We start from the raw sequence: 19916 nt of genomic DNA, 5'->3' as shown, positions 1-19916 counted from the left end.
GACTATCTCGCATAATAATCTTCGACATTCAGGAAGGCCCGCAACGCTTCCGGTGTTCCGGTTCGGATCGGGTCGTCTTCAGGCGTAACCGGGCCTTTCCAGGCAAGGCACTGAACCGGGGAGACGGCGTAATCGGAGCGCGTATCCAGCACATGCGGCGTGTTCGCGAGCACGACGATCAAGTCCATTTCCGCGCGCAAGGTGACCTTCCGGTTCGGCGCAAACGGCCCGATCTGCGGCGTAACAGAGCCATCGGCTTCAATATACGCGCCCTTGAACAGGTTGAGGCATGGGTGAATATCCTTTCGGCCAAGGCCGTATTTGGCCACGGCAATTGCGAAACGATCCCGTGCGGATGGGTGAGGGCCATAATTGCCGCCATCGCCATATCGCGCCGTGTTGGAGGCGGCATTCGAAGCGCCGCAGAATGCATCATGCGTGCCGGCGGTATCCTCGATGATGCTCATGAGAACACGGCCCATATCGGACAGAAGAAAGCGTCCTTCGCCGAGATAACCATTCCACTGAATCTTCAGTGTGTCAGCGATGTTCAGCCGTTCGACCGGCCGTTCCGCATTGAACACAAGCATGGACACGCAGGCGTCGCCGTAAAGATCGGTCAGTTGCAGGTGCGTGCCGCGATTAATCTGCTTGCTGGCATAGCCACCGGCCGCAATCGTCTCCGCCCAGACCATGTTCTGCGCGTGCACTTGTGACGGCAGGGGACTTGCTGCGCTGGCGGGCAGGATGGGCATTGCCTCGACAGAGGTTCCGCCCTGTGCGCGGGCATGGGCCTGAGCGCCGTAAGGGTCTTTGGTCTGGCTCATGTGAGAGGCCCTACTCTGCGGCGACGGGCGTGCGGGCGGCGAAGGCGTCGATGATCTCCTGAGCCGAACGCCGGGCCCCGGTCTGGAGGTATTCCATGGCATTCAGCGCCGCATCGTGCGCCGGCTGGGACGATCCGGAGACGCAGTCCTCGACGACGCGGCAGTAGTAGTCGCCCTGGTGCGCGTCGACAAAGGTGTAGTGTACGCACACGTCGGTAAAGCCACCGGTCAGGATAAGCGTATCGGCCTTCAGACCTTTCAGAAGAATCTGGAGTTCGGTTCCGTAAAAACAGGAATAACGGCGCTTGCTGAGCAAGTAATCCTCAGGCTGAATGCCCATTTCCTCATAGGCGAAATCCGTTCCGGGCGAGGTCTCCAGGCAATGTACCTGCTCTGTGCCGTCCAATTCGCGTCCGAAGTCGATCATGTTCGGGCGGTGGATTTCCTTGAAAAAGATGATGGGGATGCCGGCTTGTCTGGCCGCATCCACGACGGTACGGACGCGGTACATGCGCTCGACACTGTCTGGAAGCAAGGGCAACCGCTCAGTTGGTTCCCAGGGCAGAAACGCGCCCTTCTGGACGTCGATGACGACAAGGACAGGGGTGCCGACGATCATCGGCTGGGCATTGTTGGCGGCGTAAGGCAAGAGCGCGGTCCTCAGGTGTTAGAGGTCGCAGGAGACTATATTGATCTGAGGTGTGACATATCCGCGATGGCAAAATTAGTTGCGGAACGAAGCAAGTAAGGGGGGCTTCAGTACGACCCCACACTTCTATATGCAGGCCGCGGAAAATGGCCCTGTTTGTTGCATGTGCACAGAGGTAAGCCGAAATAAACGAGCCAGAATAAGGGTTAGTTCATTTATGCGGCAACTATTCTTGTGCTTCGCAGCATGTTCAAAATCGAAAAGTTCGTAACTCTTGTTCGCAGAGTGAAACTTAAGCGCTCATACGCCGGACTTTTCATTACTGCTTGCCTGACCTTTCCATCGACGGGAAACGCAGATCTTTTATCAAGGTCAGCGTGCGGTGGCTTGCGATCCAGGTGCACCAAAGGGGATATCAAAATGCAAATGCTGAACGTGCCTGCCCATTCTGTCTTCCGAAAAACGCCTGCCTCATTAGCCCTTTCCGGCGTCGTTGCGGCGATCCTGATGGGCGCCTCCTTTGGCGCTCAGGCACAGACGACGGATGCCGCTGCGGCGCCAGCCGATCCGACGATTGTGGTCGTCACCGCTCAGAAGCGTAAAGAAAACATCCGCGAGGTGCCGCTGAGCATTTCGGTGCTCAGTGCCGACAAGCTGGAAAAGCAGCACGTGCAAGACTATGCCGATCTGGCGCGCACGGTGCCGGGCCTTTCCTTCGTCAATACGGGTAATTCGGGCAACAGCCGCATAACCTTGCGCGGGGTCGGCTCTGCTGCCGGTGCGGCGACAGTCGGTGTCTATCTGAACGACGTGTCTCTGACCATACCGAACCAGTATTTCACGGGCGTCACCCTCCCGCGCCTGTTCGACCTCGACCATGTGGAAGTGCTGCGTGGTCCGCAAGGCACACTTTACGGTGACAGCTCGCTCGGCGGCACCATGCGTTTCATCACCAATCAGCCGCGCCTGAACCGGTTCGGAGGCTACCTGTCAGTCGACGGTTCCAGCACGTCGGGTGGCGGTAATAACGGCGCCCTGGAAGGGGCAGTTAATCTACCCATCGGTGACAAGATGGCGCTGAGACTGGCTGGTCAAAGTGAATATATGAGTGGTTATGTCGATCATGTCGACGCGGACGGCAATATCGACAACAAGAACGTCAATTCGGAGCGCACGAACGCCTTCCGCGCGACCTTGCTGATCCAGCCCGATGACACCCTGAAAATCATACCGGCCATTCAGTGGCAGGAGACCCACTCCGCCGACACAGGCATCTTCGACACCAGCCTGCCGAAGTTTGAGGAAAGCAAGGCTATACGGGAGTCGGGGGTCGACACCATGTACACCCCGAGCCTGACCGTCGAGAAGAGCTTCGGCGGCTATACCCTGACCTCGGTGACCTCTTTCATGTATCGCCAGCTGAAGCGCCAGTTCGATGCCACGATCTACGATTCCGAATATGTCGCAAGCGCTCTCGATCCGGATTATGGCGACAATTACGAGACTGTCGCTGCCTTGCCGGGCGTCTTTTACAACACCGATACGGTCCAGAACTGGTCCCAGGAGCTGCGTTTCTCCTCGCCGTCAATCAAGGCCTCGGGCAAGCGTTACGAATGGCAGGTTGGCGCCTACTACAACTATCTGCGTACCCGAACGCTTGACGATGAATATGTGCTCGGAATCAATAACACGGTCGAGTCGCTTTACGGTTCGAGCGTTGAAGACATGCTGGGCTATACAGCGCCCAACGATCAGATGGGCTATTTTCATCCTCGGCGCTGGCTGACCCAGGCCGCCGTTTTCGCGGAAGGCGCCTATATGCTGACCCCGAAGCTGAAAGCGACTCTGGGTGTGCGGCAGGCATTTGCCTGGAATACGTTCCGTTCGGAAGAGGGCGGTTGGCTGGCTGACGGCACGCCGTCTGTGGACACAGCTAAATCCCATGCCAGCCCGACAACGCCGAAGGTGGCCCTGACCTATCTGGCCAATGACAATGTCAACCTCTATGCCAGCGCCGCGAAAGGCTACCGGTTGGGTGGCCAGAACGACGCCCTGCCGAACTTCTGCGCCTCAGCCATCACCGGTCTGGGACTGACGGTCTCCGGCTCGCGGTCCTATAGCCCGGACTCCCTGTGGGCCTATGAGGTTGGCGCCAAGACCCAATGGCTGAATCATCGCCTGACCGTCAACGGATCGCTTTATTCGATCGACTGGGACAATATTCAGCAGCAACTGCGACTGGCCTCGTGCGGTTACGTGATCACGGCGAATGCCGGCAACGCCAAAAGTCAGGGTGGCGAGCTTGAAATTAATGCGCGCCTCTCCGACAGCTTTACCCTGAGCGTCAGCGGCAGCCTCACGGACGCGCATATTACCAAGGAAGCCGCCGGTTCAAGCGCTACAGTTGGCCAGAAAGTTCTGGGTGTACCTGACAAGAGCCTGATGATCGGCCTGGATTACAACACGCCCCTGGGTGACGATAAGAGCCTGTTCGCCAGCGTGAACTGGAACTACACTGGTGAAAGCCATGGCACATTTGACACAACCAGCACCGATTATGTCCGCCCGTCGTACAGTGTTGTTAACGCGAGTCTTGGGATCGCCAAGGACGACCTGACCTTGTCGCTGTACGTGAAAAACCTGCTCGACGATCGGACGATTATTCAACAGCCGTCGGTCCTGTTCATCACCCAGGGCCTTAGCGTGTGGCCGCGTACTGTCGGCATGTCGCTGAACAAGAAGTTCTGATCGACGCTGCATCCATGCAGGCCAACTGAGAAGATGGCGGGCGTCCTTTGCGGACGCTCGCCTTTCCCGTAACGGCGCCAAGTTTTTCTTTCCTCTCTGATTCGGATAATTATAATGGATGACATGGAACAGAGCCGCTTTGAAAAAGCGACCGATAAAAACCTCCCCGCGGATTGTGTTGGTTCGGTTGTGCACGCCTTCACCGTCCTGCATGCTTTCGATCTTGAGCATCGGGAAATGACGTTGTCGGAGGTCGCCGAGCGCATCGATATGACGCGCGCCGGCGCCAGGCGTTATCTTCTGACCTTGATTTTTTTAGGTTATGTCGCGCAAGACGGCCGCCTGTTCCGGCTGACGCCCAAGGTGCTGGACCTGGGCTTTTCCTATTTGTCGACGCTTGGCCTTGTCGATATCGCCCAACCCTTCCTGAATCGGATTGCGCGAGAAACCAATGAAACCGCGGCGATTGCCGTCCTCGACGATCGAGACGTGGTGCATCTGGCCCGTGCGCGTGTCCAGAAGGAACTGGCGCCCGTCGTGACCATTGGGCGACGGTTCAGCGCGCTCTATAATTCGACCGGCCGCGTTCTTATCGCCCATATGGCCGATGAAGCGATCAAGTCTTTCATCGATAGCGCCGATCTCACCGGACCCACCGCCTATAGCATCACTTCAAGGGCGAAGCTTTTGACGGAGCTGAAGCAAATTCGGGTGCAAGGGTTCGCTATTGTTGATCAGGAAAGCGAACTGGGTCTGCGCTCTATCGCGGTGCCGATCCTTGATCGCCGGGATCGGTTTGTCGCGGCGTTGAATGTCATTACAAGCGTCGCCGCAATACCCTCAGAGGAGCTGCAGACGCGCATATTGCCCGTTCTTCGGGCCGCGGCCAGCGAGATTTCACAAGCCCTGGTCACGGACTGAGTCCGGCGCCCTTAGTTGACGTGCGGAACAAGTTAGGTTGTGCCTTCGGGTATTGTCTAACGCGCAAAAAGGGATTGGTCTTACCCATAGGATTGCCCTTACTTGGCAGCGGCGTAATGCCTGCCAAGCGCGATACGCTGTGTGCGTAAATCAAATTAAAATCAATAAAAATCAATATGTTAGATGATTTTTTTCATCATTTTGGGTTGCGAAGAGGTGGGGCTCGTGTTACGCATTCAGAACAATAGTTCACAATTCGTACAGCGATACGGGCGACAGCCTCTCGGAGAATGACCATGGCGGATACGGCAGCGATCAATTCAGTGCTTAAGGACAAAGCGCTCGAGCACGTCTGGTTCCATGTCACACCGCCCAAAACCCTGCGGGCGAGAAACGGCCTGACCGTCTTCGAACGCGGGGAGGGGTGCTATCTCTTCGATGAAGAGGGGCGCAGCTATCTCGATGCGTTGTCGGGTGGTGCGTTCGTCACCAATATCGGCCACGGCCGCAAGGAGGTGGCTGAGGCCTATGCTCGACAAGCGGAAAAGCTGGCCTATGTGACGCCTTACAGCTTCGTAGCGCAACCGACCGCCGATCTGGCCACCAAGCTGGCCAGCCTGGCCCCCGGAGATCTGAACCGGGTTTTCTTTGGCTCGGGCGGTACGGATGCCGTCGAGACCGCCGTCAAGATCGCCAAGCAGTATCACTGGCTGGGCGGCGACCAGAAGCGCACCAAGGTTATCAGCCGGCGCGGCTCCTATCATGGCTCGTCCTTCTACGCGATGAGCATCACCGGGGCCAGCCACGAGTACAATAACAAGGTGTTCTCGCCGCTCGTCCCCGGTTGTGCCCAGGTGCCGTCGCATAATTGTTATCGCTGTGAGTACAAGCTCAGTTACCCGACCTGCGGCGTGCTCTGCGCCGACATGATCGAGCGTCAGATCCTGCATGAGGGCCCTGAAACCGTGGCGGCCATCATCGCCGAGCCCATTCCGGCAGCGGCGTCGATCTACGAGCCGCCCGAAGAATACCTGCCGCGTTTGCGTCAGATCGCCGACAAGTACGGCGTGCTGCTGATCATCGATGAAGTCATCAATGGCTTTGGGCGTACGGGCAAGATGTTCGCCTGCCAGCACTACGGCGTCATTGGCGATATCATGACCATGGCGAAGGGACTGACCAGCGGTTACGCGCCCATGGGCGCCACTATCGTCAGCGATAAGGTCACGGCGCGGTTCGATGCGGCGGAGGGGCGCGAGTCCGGTCTCAACCACGTCATCAGCTTTGGCGGACATGCGGCGTCGGCAGCCGCGGCGCTCAAGAACATCGAGATCATGGAAACCGAAGGCTTGATTGAGAACGCGGCCGAAATGGGAGCTTACCTGTTTGAAGGCCTGGAGACCTTACGCAAATATCCGATCGTTGGCGATATCCGTGGGCGCGGTCTCCTGGCGGGAATCGAGCTGGTCCGTGATGTGAAGACGCGCCAGCCCTTCGCGCCATCGGACATGATGATGAGCAAGGTGACCGGACATTTGCAGGACCTGGGCGTGCTGGCGCGCACCTTCCAGGTGGTCGAATTCGGGCCGCCTTTGTGCGCCACCCGCGCTGACATCGAGCGCCTGGTCGACACACTGGAGCAAACCATCGTCTGGTTCATGAAGGAAACGAACATCCAATGACAGGTTCGGGTAAAACAGCCGTTATCATCGGCGGCGGTATCATCGGATGCGGGATCGCCTTCGCCCTGCTAAAGGCGGGGTATAAGACCATCAATATCGATAAGAACGCGGAAGTCGGATATGGGTCAACCGTCAATTCCTGCGCCATAGTCCGCTTTTCCTACTCCACGCTCGATGGCGTCAAGCTGGCGGTCGAGGGACATCACTATTGGAAGAACTGGTCGGATCTGGTGGGCGATGCCGATCCGAGTGGACTGGCTCGCTATGTCAAGTCAGGTCACCTGGTCCTCAAAACCCACGCGGACGATCGGGCGGAGATGCTCGACCTCTATCGCGAGGTCGGCGTCGACTTCGATGAGTGGACGGCCGAGGAGCTGCAGGCCAGACTGCCGATTTACGACATGACGTCATTCGCGCCGCCCCTGCCGGTTGACGATCCGGTATTCGGTGAAGGCAACGGCCAGCCGATCGCGGGCGCCGTCCATTGTCCCGAAGGCGGTTATGTCAACGATCCGCAACTGGCGACGCACAATCTGCGCTGTGCGATCGAGGCCTTGGGCGGTGTGTTCAAGCTGAAGAGTGAAGTCGTGGAAATTCTCTCCGAGAACGGCCATACCTCCGGCGTGCGCCTGGCCACCGGCGAGGTGGTGTCGGCCGATGTCATCGTCAATGCGGCCGGGCCTCATTCCAGCCTGATCAATCGCATGGCCGGCGTGGAGGACGAGATGACCGTCAAGACCCGCGCCCTGCGTCGCGAGGTTCACCACTTACCGTCGCCGGAGGGCTTCGACTTTAGCCTGAGCGGCATCGCCACATCAGATCCGGATACAGGCGTTTACTGGCGTCCGGAGGTTGGCAACAAGATCAGCCTGGGCTCCAGCGACCCAGCCTGCGATCCGAAAACCTGGGTTGAAAACCCGGACGATTTCGATCGCAACATCAGCGAGTTCCAATGGAAGACCCAGACCTGGCGATTGGGCCTGCGGGTTCCAGACCTGCCGATCCCGAATACCGCGCAGGGCGTAGTGGATCTCTATGATGTGTCCGACGACTGGATTCCCATCTATGACAAGACCAGCCTGCCTGGATTCTATGTCGCGATTGGCTCGAGCGGCCACCAGTTCAAGAACGCTGGTGTCGCCGGCACGCTGATGGCTGAACTCATCGAGTATCAGGAAAACGGTGGCGATCACGACGCCAGGCCGCTCCAGTTCACGGGCCAATACAGTGGCCTGACCATCGACACGTCGGCCTTCTCACGTCTGCGCAAGCAAAACACCAAAAGTAGCTATTCGGTGCGGGGATAAGCACATGCCGAACATGACCATCAATGGCCGCGCGGTGACCGCCGGGACTACCTATGACGTCGTCGATCCGGCGACCGGCGAGGTGTTCGCAACGGCGCCGCAAGCGTCCGTTGCGCAACTGGACGCGGCGGTAACTGCCGCACAAGCGGCCTTCCCGATATGGCGCGATCTCACTATCGCCCTGCGCCGGGAGGCGCTCGTGAACTGCGCCAATCGCATCCGGTCGCACGTCGATGAACTGGCGACCTTGCTGGTCCGCGAGCAGGGTAAGCCCTTGGCGGTGGCTCAGGGCGAGGTCATGGGATCGGCACGATGGTTCGAATATACCGCCGGTCTGCCGTTACCGGGTGAAGTCGTTGAAGTCGACGGGATCAAGGTCGGGGAAGTTCGCCGCAAGCCGTACGGCGTGGTCGGTGCGATCGTGCCCTGGAACTATCCGCTGATCTCCGCCGCCTGGAAGATCGCGCCTGCCCTTCTGACCGGTAATACGCTGGTCCTGAAGCCGTCGCCGTTCACGCCGCTGACGACGCTGAGGCTCGGTGAGATTTTGCTTGATCTGTTGCCTGCCGGTGTTCTGAACATCGTCAGCGCCACCGATGATCTGGCGCCGGTTTTGACGGGGCATCCAGGTATTCGCAAGCTGACCTTCACCGGCTCCACGGCCACGGGTAAGAAGATCTTTGCCGCCGCAGCCAGTGACTTCAAAGGAGTCACGCTCGAACTCGGTGGCAACGATGCCGCTATTGTCCTTGAAAAAGCGGATATTGCCGACATCGCGCCAAAGCTGTTCGCGGCCGCTTTTACCAATAGCGGCCAGGTGTGCTCCGCCATCAAGCGCGTCTATGTCCACGACACCCTCCACGACGAACTGGTCGCCGCCCTGGCGGACCTGGCAAAGGCGGCCGTGGTTGGCAATGGTCTGGATGAGACCGTCACCATTGGACCGCTCACCACCAAACCTCAGTTCGATCGCGTTCTGGAGCTCCTGATGGATGCGGCGAAGCTCGGGGGGCGCTTCGCGGCCGGTGAACCGAAAGCGATCGACCGGCCGGGCTATTACATTGCGCCCGCCATCGTCACCGATCTGGACGATCAGGCGCGTCTCGTCGCGGAGGAGCAGTTTGGTCCGGCGCTGCCGATCCTGCGGTTTACGGAGGTTGATGACGCCATCGAGCGCGCCAATGCCACGCCTTACGGACTGTCGGCTTCGGTGTGGGGCACGGATGTCGAGGCAGCGCTGGACGTTGCCGGGCGCCTGGACGCGGGTACGGTCTGGGTAAATCAGCACATGAAACCCCGACCGCAACTGCCCACCGCAGGCGTGAAAACCTCTGGTGTCGGGGCTGAGAATGGTGCCTGGGGCCTTGAGGGCTATTTACAGATCCAGACGGTGGCGGTGGCCTGACATGCGCGCGGAAGCTCCTCGTCAAACCCCCATCGCGACTGGCATGCCGGGCCGGATCGGCGCCATGCCCCGTCTGAGGCTTGCGCAACTGCCCACGCCCCTTGAAGACGCCGTGCATTTAAGCCGTGCTTTGGGCGGGCCGCGTATCCTGTTCAAGCGCGACGATCTGACCGGGGTCGGTCTGGGCGGCAACAAGGTTCGCAAGCTCGAATTCATCATGGCGCGCGCCCTGGCGGAAGGGGCGGATACGCTCATCGTTTGCGGCGGTTATCAATCGAACCTGGCGCGGATCACCGCCGCCATGGCCAAGCGCGCCGGCCTGGCCGTCGAGCTCGTCCTAGGCGGCGTCCCCGGGGAAGCGCAGCTGAGGCAGGGCAATCTGCTGCTCGACGAATTGCTCGGCGCAAACGTCACCTTCGTGGAGACGGTGCCGCGCTGGGATTTCGGGGACAGCCTTGAGCGCGTTGCCGATCAGGTACGCGCACGTGGCGGTCATCCGTTCATCATGCCGCTGGGTGGCTCTGGCCCCGAAGGCATGGCGGGGTATATCTGCGCCACGGCCGAGATGCTTGCTCAGTTTGACGCCATGAGCGTTCAGCCCGACAGGCTGGTCGTGGGTATAGGCTCAGGCGGCACCTATTCGGGGTTGCTTCTGGGTAAGCTGAACCTGGGCGGTCAATACCGGCTCACGGGCATCAGCGTCAGTCGAACACAGGACTACCTTCACGAGGCGATCCCCGAAGCAGCTGGCCTGGGCGCTCAGATGTTGGGTCTGGCGCACAGGCCCACCGTCTCGGAGCTCGATGTCCACGACGGCTATGTAGGCGACAGCTACGGCGCGCTTACCCCCGCCTGTGTCGAGGCTATCAATCTGGTGGCACGGACCGAAGGAGTGTTTCTTGATCCTGTCTATTCCGGAAAGGCGATGGCCGGTCTGATTGACCTGATACGTCAGAGGCAGATCGCAAAAGACGAGACGGTGGTGTTCCTGCATACAGGCGGTCAGCCCGCCTTGTTTGCCTATCCTCCGGATGCTCTGGTCACGGCGGTGACGACATGACCGCGCTAACGCTAAATCGGCCGGTCGGTCAGCGTTTCGCCGCCGCAGACTATCGGGCGCGTCAAAAGGCGGTGCGCGAAGAGATGGCCCGCCGGGGCCTTCACCGGCTGTTCGTGACCAGTCCGGCCAACCTCCTGTACCTGACCGGGTATGAGGCTATCTGGTACCCAAACCGGCTTCCGGTCGGTCTTATCATCGATCGCGATCGCCCCGAGACGCTCCTGTTCGACTGGAGCCGACACGCCGGCTATGTTCGGACGCGCGTTTTTGCCGACAAGGCGGTCTTATTTGACTACGGAAATGCCATCGACGTTGTCTTGGAAACCGTAACAGGCGCGCCGGAGACGTTCGGTATTGAATGGAGCAGCGCAAATCCCGCCGCGCCCGTGATGACAGAGCTGGCGCACCGTCTGGAACGGGCGGGTTTTACTGTCGTGTCGGGCGATTGGATCGTCGATTCCGTCCGCCTCTATAAATCCGATGCCGAGCTGGATTGCGTTCGAAACGCCGCGACGATTGCCGACGCCGCCATGACGGAACTCTGGTCGCGCCTGCGACCGGGGATGAGCGAACTTGAGGTCTCGGCCTTGCTGGGGTTTCTGCTGGCGGAGCGCGGCAGCGAGCCTCCCGCCATGCCGGTTCTGGTCAATTCCGGTCCAACAGCCTGGATGGATATTCATGGCTTTCCCTCGACGCGCCGCCTTGAAGCCGGCGATGTCGTCAATATCGACTGTTGTGCCTCGGTGGGCCGGTATCATGCCAATCTCGGCCGCTCGTTCGTCCTGGGGGCCTCGTCGACCAGCGCCAGGCATATCATCGCCCAAGGGGGCGGTAGCCTCGACGTATTCCGCAGACTGGCACGCCTGAATGACGACCCGGCGCCAGCCATGGCGGCGGCCGATGCCTTTGCCCGCGGTCAAGTGCCGACGGAGAATGTGTGGTGGATCGGCGGCTACGCCCTGGGTATCAGCCTGCCGCCGAATTGGGTCGGCCACACCTACCTGGCAAATGACGGCATGGAAAAATGTGCGTTGAAACCAGGCTATGTCAGCAATTTTGAGAACGTCTTCGTCGATGAAACCGAGGGGTTCGAGGCCGGTTGCATCGACACCCTGATCATGACGTCCAACGGCGTAGAGGTTTTGTCGAAACTGCCACGCCAACTGCTGGATGTTGAGATCTGAGGAGCAAAGCCATGGACACCCAAATGGACACCCCCGTGTCGGAATCGATCGCGCCAAACGCTTATCCCGAAAGCCTTGCGGATGCCTTTGTCTGCGACCTGACCTTTCCGCAATCGCCGGCCGGCCCGCTGCAAATTCCTGACTTCGATGACGCCATGGCCTCTCGTTTCGCGGCGGGCGTCACCTTTACCTCGGTCACCATCGCCAGCGACGAGCTGACGATCGAAGGCCCGATCCGCTGGCTGGCCGCCTCGCGTAACCAGATTCTGAGTCAGCCGGAGCGTTACGTCCTTGCGCAGTCCGTCGCCGACATCCGGCGCGCCAAAGCCGAAGGCAAGAGCGCGATCAATTTCCACTTCCAGGGCACGAACAGCCTGCTGGGCGATCTCGACATGGTCGAGACCTATAAGCAACTGGGCATCGGCCATATGCTTCTGGCCTATAATTCCCGCAATCTGGTGGGGGATGGCTGTCATGAAGACAGCGATGTCGGCTTGAGCCGCTTCGGTAAGGCGCTGGTCGCTGAAATGAACCGGGTGCGCATGATGGTGGATGTCACGCATTGCGGATTCAGGACATCTATGGACGCCATTGAATGTGCGTCGGCACCTGTGGTTTTCACCCACTCGAACGCGCATGCCCTGTGGGGGCATCAGCGCAATATCACAGACGAACAGGCGAAGGCCTGTGCACAGACGGGGGGCGTCATCGGCATCAATGGCGTTGGCCTGTTCCTGAGCGAAACCCGCTTTGACATGTCGCCAGAGATTATTGGTCGGCACATCGATTACTTTGCCGAGCTGGTCGGCCCGCAGCATCTCGGTCTGGGCCTCGATTCCGTTTTCAACATCCCGCACTTCCTGACCAATTTCGCCAGTGTGGGGCGTGACAAGAAATACCCGGTCGGCGGTTATCTCACCTCGAACAAGCCCAGCTTCGCCGGCCCCGACGTGATCCCTCAGGTCGCGCACTGGCTGCTCGGACGCGGCTGGAGTGTCTCCGACGTTCGCGGCATCCTCGGCGAAAACTGGTTGCGGGTGCTTGAGACAATCTGGGGCGCCTGATCGGCAGGCACGCGGCTCCCGACCTTACATCTGAAAGGATTTGCTTCATGGTAAAGCTCTCTAAGCGACTACTGGCCTTGGCTGTCTGGGTGTTTGCCGCGCTGTCTGCAACGGGCGCCATCGCAGATCCTCTTTTCGGCGACGGCGGTGTGTCCGCCTTCTATAGCTGGGGCGGGAAGGTGCCGTCGAAGCCTGGGACTTTCCTGCGCAAGGAAGCGATGGATGCCGCACCCTATGTTCAGGCCAGTGTCGCTGAACGCATTCTCTATACCTCTCGCGATGCGTTCGACAAGAACCGGACCATCGTCGTCTCTGGCCGGCTATTCCTGCCGAAGGGGACGCCGCCCAAGGGCGGTTGGCCGGTTATGAGCTGGGGGCACCCGACGACCGGTGTCGCGGATGTCTGCGCGCCGTCCTGGAAGGGCGATGGGGCTGACGAAATCGCCATGATCGATGCCTGGCTCGCGGCCGGCTTTGCGGTCGTTGCGACCGACTACCAGGGCTTGGGTACCGAAGGCCCGCACCCTTACCTCCTGTTCAGACCGGAAGGTATCGGCATACTCGATGCGGCGCGGGTCGCGTTGAAGATGTATCCGGGGAAACTGGCGAATAAGATTGTCACTGCGGGTTTCTCGCAAGGTTCCGGCGCGGCGCTCGGCGCTGCCTGGTTGGCCCCAAGCTATGCGCCTGACTTGAAGCTGGTCGGCGCGATTGCCACCGGCCTGGTGGTCGAGACCAACCATCCGGGGGCCGCCCCTCAGGTGGCGACACCGCCTTTCGCCGATGAAGATGGGTCTATTGAGGCGGCCTTTGAGATGCTCTTCCTGATCGGCACGGCGCCGGCTCTGGATAAGGGCTTCCAGCCGGAGAGCGCCCTGTTACCCGCCGGGCGGTCGATCCTGAAAACCACACAGACCAGTTGTTTCGGCTCGGTCGTCCGTGAGGCCGTCAAGGACAAGCTCGACTATCGGGACGTTCCGGGCACGACGAATATCTTCACGGCGGATTATGCCAAGACGGTCGAGAAAATCGAACAGGCCAGCCCGTTTGAGAATGCGCATTTCACCGTACCCGTACTGACCCTGACGGGTCTGGCCGACGAATGGGCGCCGATCTCTCGCCAATACAATTTCATTTCCGCCATGTGCTATGCCGGCACCACGGTTGAAGCCCATTATTATCCCGGCGAAACCCACGATAGCGCAGTCAACGCGTCCCTGCCTGAGACCCTGCGCTTTGCAAAAGCCGTAGTGACTGGAGCGCCCGTGACCGGAAACTGTTCGACCCTGGTCCCGCCGCAGCAAACCCCCTCCCGCATTCCGAGCGATCGCCGGCAGTAAGCCCGCCGTCATCGTCACCTCCTTTTCAACACCCGAGTAAAGCCCATGATGAGTCAAGAACAGAATGATCGTCTCACACGCGTCGGTCCCCAGACGCCTGCAGGTGAGGTGCTGCGGCGGTACTGGCAACCTGCGGCGCTGGTCGAGGAATTCGAGGGGCAGCGGCCGGTCAAGGCGATCACCTTGCTCGGCGAGGCGCTGGTTTTGTTTCGCAAGGCCAATGGCACGTTCGGCCTGATCGGGCGTCACTGCCCACACCGGGGGGCCGATCTGGTCGCGGGGCGCCTCGAGGCGGATGGATTGCGCTGCGTCTTTCACGGCTGGCTCTATAATGAAAAAGGGACCTGCCTGGAACGACCGGCCGAACCCAAGGCAAATGGCAGGGGGGAGCCCCGGGCGAAGACCTATCCGTGCGAGGTTAAGGCCGGTATTGTCTTTGCCTATATGGGGCCCGGCGATCCGCCGCCCTTCCCCGCCTTCGACTGCTTTCAGGCCCCGCCGGAATACACCTTCGCCTTCAAGGGATTGTGGGAATGCAACTGGCTGCAGGCCCAGGAGGTAGGTATCGACCCGGCGCACGCCTCCTACCTTCATCGCTTCCTTGAGGACGAAGACCCCGAGGACAGTTACGGCAAGCAGTTCCGCGGGGCGGCGGCCGACGCGGCCGTCCCGCTGACCAAGATTCTGCGTGACTATCCCGCCCCCGATATCCGGATGGATCAGACGGATTACGGCATCCGCCTGACAGCGTTGCGTGAACTTGAAGACAAGACAATGCATGTGCGCATCACCAACGGCATCTTCCCGAACGCGATCTGCATCCCGATGAGCAATGAGATGACCATCACACAGTGGCACGTCCCGGTCGATGACGAGACCTGCTACTGGTATTCGATCTTCACAAGTTTTGGCGACTGCGTCGACCAGGCCACCATGCGCGCTCAGCGTCTGGAGATGATCGATCTTCCAGACTATCGCTCCAAACGCAACCGAAGCAACAATTACGGCTACGATCCGGTCGAACAGGCCACCGCTACCTATACCGGTATGGGTTTCGACATTAACGTTCACGATCAATGGGCCGTTGAGTCCCTCGGGCGCATTCAGGACCGCACGGATGAACATCTCGGGCAGACCGACGTCGGCATCATCCGGCATCGTCGGATGCTTCTGCGGGCGATGGAGGTTATAGAGACGGGTGAGGGTGAACTGCCGATGTGGGGCGGCGCGGACAAGGCTGCGGCATTGCGTGGGCCTGTCGCCATCGACGAAATCGCTGGCGGGCAGGACTGGGACGCGGCTTGGAAGGCCCGGGACTTGAGACGGCGCAACGCCAGCCCCTGGCCCGCGTCCGAAGGGTTTTGATATGACGGATGTCTTTCTCGACGATATCCTTAAACGCATCAAGGCCGAGAAGATCGAAGTCATTCGTCTGGCATTCGCCGATCAGCACGGTATTCTCCGGGGCAAGACCATTGCTGCGGCCGATCTGGCCTCGGTCGTCAAAAGCGGCCACAGCATGACGACCAGTCTGCTGCTGAAAGATACGGCCCATCGCACGAGTTTTCCGATCTGGCGGCCGGATCATCCGGGTATGCGGGACTTCGCCGGCGCCGCCGATATGATGATGGTGCCCGATCTCGATACCTTCCGGGTTCTGCCCTGGTCACCCCATAGCGGTTGGGTGCTGTGCGATCTCATCTTTCAGGACGGCCGTCCGGTGCCGATGTCGACGCGCCGGATCGCGCAGGAGGCAGTCGAGGACCTGGAACATCTGGGCTTCGATTACCTCTGTGGTCTGGAGGTCGAGTTCCACGTCTTCAAGCTGGACGACGCCGCACTTAAACCGGTCGTTGGCAACGCCCAGCCGGGTCCGCCGCCAGAGGTCAGCTTACTGGCGCACGGTTTCCAGTACCTGACCGAGCAGCGCTTTGATCAGTTAGAGCCGGTAATGGATCTGATACGCCGGACCTGCCAGGCCCTGGAACTGCCGGTGCGTTCATTTGAGATCGAAATGGGGCCAAGTCAGTTCGAAGTGACTTTCCATCCCATGAAGGGGATCGCTCACGCCGACAACATGGTTTTGTTCCGCAACGCCGTAAAGCAGGTCTGCCGCCGTCATGGCTACCACGCGACCTTCATGTGTCGGCCGCGCTTGCCTAATTGTTTGTCGAGCGGCTGGCACCTGCACCAGTCTTTGGTCGATCGATCAACCGGCGCCAATGCTTTCATTCCTGAGCGGGAAGGGGAGATCCTGTCCCCGGTCGGTCAGGCGTTCGCGGCAGGTATTCTGGCGCACGCACGGGAGACGAGCCTGTTTTCCACGCCGACCATCAATGGCTACAAGCGATATGCGCCGCAGTCCCTGGCGCCGGATCGCGTCGTCTGGGGACGGGACAACCGTGGTGCCATGCTGCGGGTCATCGGCGGCTTTGGTAATCCGGCCACGCGTATCGAGAACCGCATTGGCGAGCCGGCCGCCAACCCTTACCTGTATCTGGCCGCCCAAATCCGTGCGGGTATGGATGGTCTGAAGCGCAATTTGTCGCCAGGACCGATCTCGGAAAATCCGTACGACGCCGCAGCACCCCGTTTGCCCACATCACTGATGGAGGCGATCGTCCTGGCCCGTAACAGTGACTTCCTGACCGAGGCCTTCGGCGTCGACTTCGTTGAATATCTGCTGACGATCAAGGAAGCCGAAATCGCCCGCTATCTGGCGGACCTGTCCGATTGGGAGCAGCGCGAATATTTCGACATCTTCTGATCCTCAGGCGCCCTGTAAATCACCGCCAATAATAAGGAGCGCGACCGCCCCGGCGCGCGAGTACATGCCCAAGATCACCTATATTGAAAGCAATGACACGCGCCATGTCGTGGAGGTCAGGATCGGCCAATCCCTGATGGAAGGAGCTATCCGTAACAATGTACCCGGCATTGAGGCCGAGTGTGGCGGTGCGTGTAGCTGTGGGACTTGCCATGTCTATGTCGATCCACAATGGCTGGAGAAACTCGATGCTCAGGATGAGACGGAACGTGCCTTACTGGAATTCAATGAAGACATCCGGGACAACAGCCGTCTGGCCTGCCAGATCCGTATTACAGAAGCGCTGGACGGCCTTATCGTACAGGTGCCAGAGTCTGAGTGGTAGTGACTGAAAAGCGATTACGGAAATAGCAGAGTTGTTTTTAAGCTCGGACATTAGAATGTCCGCTGGTGTGGTGACAAACCAGAAAGCGCCACCGCTCTTGGGCTATTGTCCCGGCGATCCTGATGCGGTACCGAGCGGAGGTAACCCGTCTCCACAGCGCCATTTTCCTCATTTTTCAAACTATTGAGGTGACTTGGAGGAGTTAGTCATTGGCTTCTCCGTTTTGTATTAATGGGAGGGGCGGCGACCGCCATAGTGCGGTGGCGCTGATAGTCTGCCCAAGTCCCCGGTGTTCCCACCCTCTTCCATATAGACATCGGTGAGCCTGTCGTGTCCCTCGCATTCTTGGCTATATCCATGCGTATACGCGGGGTATCGATACCTTCCCATAGATTTGATCCATTTGCGAGAAGTGGCTGCGTCGATTCACAAATATCCGCTTTGGGCTCTGCGCAGTAACGACTGGGGAATGTCTGCAACGGGGCGCTGAGGCGACGCGCGTTTAGCTGGGCAGGTAGACCTTGCGCTATTGTTATATTGTTAGGTCTCAAGTAGCCTTCTTAAGTGGGGGCATCAAGCCCTGGGACGGGTACGCCGCTCCCGGGGCCTTTTTGTTTCTGGCAGTTAAGCTCGGGGCGCCCAAGCAGCGGTCATAGATTGCATTTTGCATTTACGACCTGCGGTACTGCACGGGAAGAAAAAGTACGACTTTGCAGTACTGCATGACCAAAGTTTTATGCAAAAATAATGGCGAATAAGACAAAACGCATTTATCATGTTGATAAAGTTGACAATTTTTTTGATGGAAAAATTGCTCAAAATGCAGTTTTGAATTGTCCGTTCAGTCATCGAAATTTTAAAAATGAGTAAAAACAATATATTGTCTGGTAAATTTTCCGTCGCACCTATGATGGACTGGACGGATCGGCACTGTCGCGCCTTCCATCGCACCTTGTCGCGCCAGGCCCTGCTCTACACTGAAATGGTCACTAGCAAGGCCGTGATCCATGGTGATCGCGAGCGGTTGCTGGGTTATTCCGATGTCGAGCATCCCGTCGCTTTGCAACTCGGTGGTTCCGAGCCGGACGAATTGGCGCAGTGCGCGAAGATCGCCGAGGACTGGGGTTATGACGAGGTCAACCTCAACTGCGGCTGCCCGTCCGATCGCGTGCAGTCCGGCAGTTTCGGCGCCTGTCTGATGCGAGAGCCGCAACTGGTGGCCGACTGCATGCAGGCGATGATCGAGGCGACCAGCCTGCCGGCCACAGTGAAGTGCCGCATCGGTGTCGATGACCAGGAGCCGCGTGACAGCCTGTTCGCCCTGGTCGAGGCCTGTGAAAAGGCTGGCGTAACGTCCTTCGCCGTCCATGCGCGCAAGGCGTGGCTGAAGGGCCTGTCGCCCAAGGAAAACCGTGACGTGCCGCCACTCGATTATGACCTGGTCTATGAGCTCAAGCGCGCCAGGCCGCACCTGACCATCGCCATCAATGGCGGCATCGGCACGCTGGAAGAGGCGCAGGCCCATCTAAAACATGTCGATGGCGTGATGCTCGGCCGCGCGGCCTATCATGAACCAGCGCTCCTGGGGCAGGTGGATCGCCTGTTCTTCGGTGCGGAGGCGGATGTCGCGCCTTTCGAGGCTCTGGAGGCTTATCGGCCCTATATGGCCGGGCAACTGGCTATAGGCGTGCCATTGTCGCACATGACGCGCCATATGCTGGGCATCATGCATGGCCTGCCGGGGGCGCGGGCCTTCCGTCGGATCATGACCGTGGAGTCAATTGTACCTGGGGCGGGCCTTGAGGTGCTGGATCGCGCGATCCTGGCCGTGCGCGAAGCCTTGGCGGCGGTTGATGCGCGCCGCGAAGCCTATGAATTTAAGGATGCAGGATAAGGTTCGACGGGGTCGCTTCGAAGCGTGACAGGCGGCCGAGATAGCTCATGCCGAGCAGGGAGGTCTGCAGGCCGTCCTTGACCACCAGCGCCTCGACATTATGCACCTGGCTCTGGCCGATGCCAACAACGCTGAGATTGACGATGGCGCCGTAGGTCTTGCCGTTAGCGGTGGTGATTTCGCGGTCGAAGGTCAGGGCGTGCATATCGAAGCCCAGGCGCTGGGCGTCGGCGGGGGTCAGGGCCACGACGGTGGCACCGGTATCGACCAGGAAGCGCACGGCGCGGGTATTGACCGTGGCATTGGCCCAGAAGTGGCCGTCACTGGCCTTGGGGATGGCTGTGACATGATTATCGATGGTTGTGGAGCTGCTGGCGGGCGGTGCGGACTCCGTGGTCGCCATATCGACCGTATCGGTGTGTGCGCCAAGTGACAGGACACCGGTGCCGGTCAGGACCGCGCAGAAGACGGCACAGCCCAGTACGATAGCCGATTTGAACATAGAACTGACACTCCGCGCCGCATCGACGTCTGGCGCCGAAGGGATCATTTTGACCTGCGCCTACCATAGACCAACAGGGTTGCTTTATGATGAATCAGATTCCCGAGGTGGGAAAAGTTGAAATTAGATCGGTAAGGTTTCTTTTTGACGATTTTAAATGTAATAAAATCAATATTTTAAT

General features: G+C 59.4%; 16 protein-coding genes. 13 read left to right on the top strand and 3 right to left on the bottom strand.

What is annotated here, in order from left to right:
- Positions 1-2: 2 nt before the first annotated feature.
- Both QM647_RS14600 and QM647_RS14595 read right to left on the bottom strand, forming a co-directional pair.
- The gene (locus tag QM647_RS14600; RefSeq protein ID WP_414996270.1) at positions 3-827 is read right to left on the bottom strand and encodes an urea amidolyase associated protein UAAP1; all 825 of its coding nucleotides are present in this window, start codon (positions 825-827) and stop codon (positions 3-5) included.
- Positions 828-837: 10 nt separating this feature from the next.
- Positions 838-1476: a cysteine hydrolase family protein gene (locus QM647_RS14595; RefSeq protein WP_414996269.1), complete on the bottom strand. Its 639-nt coding sequence runs from the start codon at positions 1474-1476 to the stop codon at positions 838-840.
- A gap of 420 nt (positions 1477-1896) precedes the next feature.
- On the opposite strand from QM647_RS14595, the gene QM647_RS14590 reads away from it, so the two are divergent.
- The 13 genes from QM647_RS14590 (at position 1897) to dusA (ending at position 19233) form a co-directional block, all read left to right on the top strand.
- Positions 1897-4224 (top strand): TonB-dependent receptor, encoded by a 2328-nt coding sequence (locus QM647_RS14590; protein WP_414996268.1) that lies wholly within the window; start codon positions 1897-1899, stop codon positions 4222-4224.
- Positions 4225-4338: 114 nt separating this feature from the next.
- The gene (locus QM647_RS14585; RefSeq protein ID WP_414996267.1) at positions 4339-5145 is read left to right on the top strand and encodes an IclR family transcriptional regulator C-terminal domain-containing protein; all 807 of its coding nucleotides are present in this window, start codon (positions 4339-4341) and stop codon (positions 5143-5145) included.
- A gap of 296 nt (positions 5146-5441) precedes the next feature.
- Positions 5442-6827 carry an aspartate aminotransferase family protein gene (locus tag QM647_RS14580; RefSeq protein WP_414996266.1) on the top strand — a complete coding sequence of 462 codons (1386 nt, stop codon included), beginning with the start codon at positions 5442-5444 and terminating at the stop codon, positions 6825-6827.
- Positions 6824-8134 carry an NAD(P)/FAD-dependent oxidoreductase gene (locus QM647_RS14575; RefSeq protein WP_414996265.1) on the top strand — a complete coding sequence of 437 codons (1311 nt, stop codon included), beginning with the start codon at positions 6824-6826 and terminating at the stop codon, positions 8132-8134. The genes QM647_RS14580 and QM647_RS14575 overlap by 4 nt, the downstream gene beginning before the upstream one ends.
- A gap of 4 nt (positions 8135-8138) precedes the next feature.
- On the top strand, positions 8139-9539 hold the full coding sequence (locus tag QM647_RS14570) for an aldehyde dehydrogenase family protein (protein WP_414996264.1): 1401 nt from the start codon (positions 8139-8141) through the stop codon (positions 9537-9539).
- A gap of 64 nt (positions 9540-9603) precedes the next feature.
- Positions 9604-10599 (top strand): D-cysteine desulfhydrase family protein, encoded by a 996-nt coding sequence (locus QM647_RS14565; RefSeq protein WP_414996263.1) that lies wholly within the window; start codon positions 9604-9606, stop codon positions 10597-10599.
- Entirely contained in the window at positions 10596-11783 is a 1188-nt protein-coding gene (locus QM647_RS14560; protein WP_414996262.1) for a M24 family metallopeptidase, read from the top strand. The genes QM647_RS14565 and QM647_RS14560 overlap by 4 nt, the downstream gene beginning before the upstream one ends.
- A gap of 11 nt (positions 11784-11794) precedes the next feature.
- On the top strand, positions 11795-12847 hold the full coding sequence (locus tag QM647_RS14555) for a dipeptidase (RefSeq protein ID WP_414996261.1): 1053 nt from the start codon (positions 11795-11797) through the stop codon (positions 12845-12847).
- A gap of 47 nt (positions 12848-12894) precedes the next feature.
- Positions 12895-14187, top strand: coding sequence for a lipase family protein (locus QM647_RS14550; RefSeq protein WP_414996260.1), 1293 nt, complete (start codon positions 12895-12897; stop codon positions 14185-14187).
- 45 nt (positions 14188-14232) lie between these two features.
- Positions 14233-15552 (top strand): Rieske 2Fe-2S domain-containing protein, encoded by a 1320-nt coding sequence (locus QM647_RS14545; RefSeq protein ID WP_414996259.1) that lies wholly within the window; start codon positions 14233-14235, stop codon positions 15550-15552.
- Position 15553: 1 nt separating this feature from the next.
- Positions 15554-16954 (top strand): glutamine synthetase family protein, encoded by a 1401-nt coding sequence (locus QM647_RS14540; RefSeq protein ID WP_414996258.1) that lies wholly within the window; start codon positions 15554-15556, stop codon positions 16952-16954.
- A gap of 64 nt (positions 16955-17018) precedes the next feature.
- Complete coding sequence (locus QM647_RS14535) at positions 17019-17339, top strand: 2Fe-2S iron-sulfur cluster-binding protein (protein WP_414996257.1); 321 nt, start codon at positions 17019-17021, stop codon at positions 17337-17339.
- An 862-nt stretch (positions 17340-18201) separates the two neighbouring features.
- Positions 18202-19233 carry a tRNA dihydrouridine(20/20a) synthase DusA gene (gene dusA, locus QM647_RS14530; RefSeq protein ID WP_414996256.1) on the top strand — a complete coding sequence of 344 codons (1032 nt, stop codon included), beginning with the start codon at positions 18202-18204 and terminating at the stop codon, positions 19231-19233.
- Here the strand turns inward: dusA and QM647_RS14525 are convergent.
- Positions 19217-19735, bottom strand: coding sequence for a TIGR02281 family clan AA aspartic protease (locus tag QM647_RS14525; protein WP_414996255.1), 519 nt, complete (start codon positions 19733-19735; stop codon positions 19217-19219). The genes dusA and QM647_RS14525 overlap by 17 nt on opposite strands.
- Positions 19736-19916: the final 181 nt, after the last annotated feature.

The organism is Asticcacaulis sp. (assembly GCF_047605585.1).
GTDB lineage: Bacteria > Pseudomonadota > Alphaproteobacteria > Caulobacterales > Caulobacteraceae > Asticcacaulis.
The sequence above is the reverse complement of the archived record's forward strand: the minus strand, read 5'-3'. Positions and strand labels throughout refer to the sequence as shown.

Bases quoted from the DNA above. Each gene is read 5' to 3' on its own strand.
- QM647_RS14600 (WP_414996270.1), bottom strand. From the start codon at position 827: ATGAGCCAGACCAAAGACCCTTACGGCGCTCAGGCCCATGCCCGCGCA.
- QM647_RS14590 (WP_414996268.1), top strand. From the start codon at position 1,897: ATGCAAATGCTGAACGTGCCTGCCCATTCTGTCTTCCGAAAAACGCCT.
- QM647_RS14585 (WP_414996267.1), top strand. From the start codon at position 4,339: ATGGATGACATGGAACAGAGCCGCTTTGAAAAAGCGACCGATAAAAAC.
- QM647_RS14580 (WP_414996266.1), top strand. From the start codon at position 5,442: ATGGCGGATACGGCAGCGATCAATTCAGTGCTTAAGGACAAAGCGCTC.
- QM647_RS14575 (WP_414996265.1), top strand. From the start codon at position 6,824: ATGACAGGTTCGGGTAAAACAGCCGTTATCATCGGCGGCGGTATCATC.
- QM647_RS14570 (WP_414996264.1), top strand. From the start codon at position 8,139: ATGCCGAACATGACCATCAATGGCCGCGCGGTGACCGCCGGGACTACC.
- QM647_RS14565 (WP_414996263.1), top strand. From the start codon at position 9,604: ATGCCCCGTCTGAGGCTTGCGCAACTGCCCACGCCCCTTGAAGACGCC.
- QM647_RS14560 (WP_414996262.1), top strand. From the start codon at position 10,596: ATGACCGCGCTAACGCTAAATCGGCCGGTCGGTCAGCGTTTCGCCGCC.
- QM647_RS14555 (WP_414996261.1), top strand. From the start codon at position 11,795: ATGGACACCCAAATGGACACCCCCGTGTCGGAATCGATCGCGCCAAAC.
- QM647_RS14550 (WP_414996260.1), top strand. From the start codon at position 12,895: ATGGTAAAGCTCTCTAAGCGACTACTGGCCTTGGCTGTCTGGGTGTTT.
- QM647_RS14545 (WP_414996259.1), top strand. From the start codon at position 14,233: ATGATGAGTCAAGAACAGAATGATCGTCTCACACGCGTCGGTCCCCAG.
- QM647_RS14540 (WP_414996258.1), top strand. From the start codon at position 15,554: ATGACGGATGTCTTTCTCGACGATATCCTTAAACGCATCAAGGCCGAG.
- QM647_RS14535 (WP_414996257.1), top strand. From the start codon at position 17,019: ATGCCCAAGATCACCTATATTGAAAGCAATGACACGCGCCATGTCGTG.
- dusA (WP_414996256.1), top strand. From the start codon at position 18,202: ATGAGTAAAAACAATATATTGTCTGGTAAATTTTCCGTCGCACCTATG.
- QM647_RS14525 (WP_414996255.1), bottom strand. From the start codon at position 19,735: ATGTTCAAATCGGCTATCGTACTGGGCTGTGCCGTCTTCTGCGCGGTC.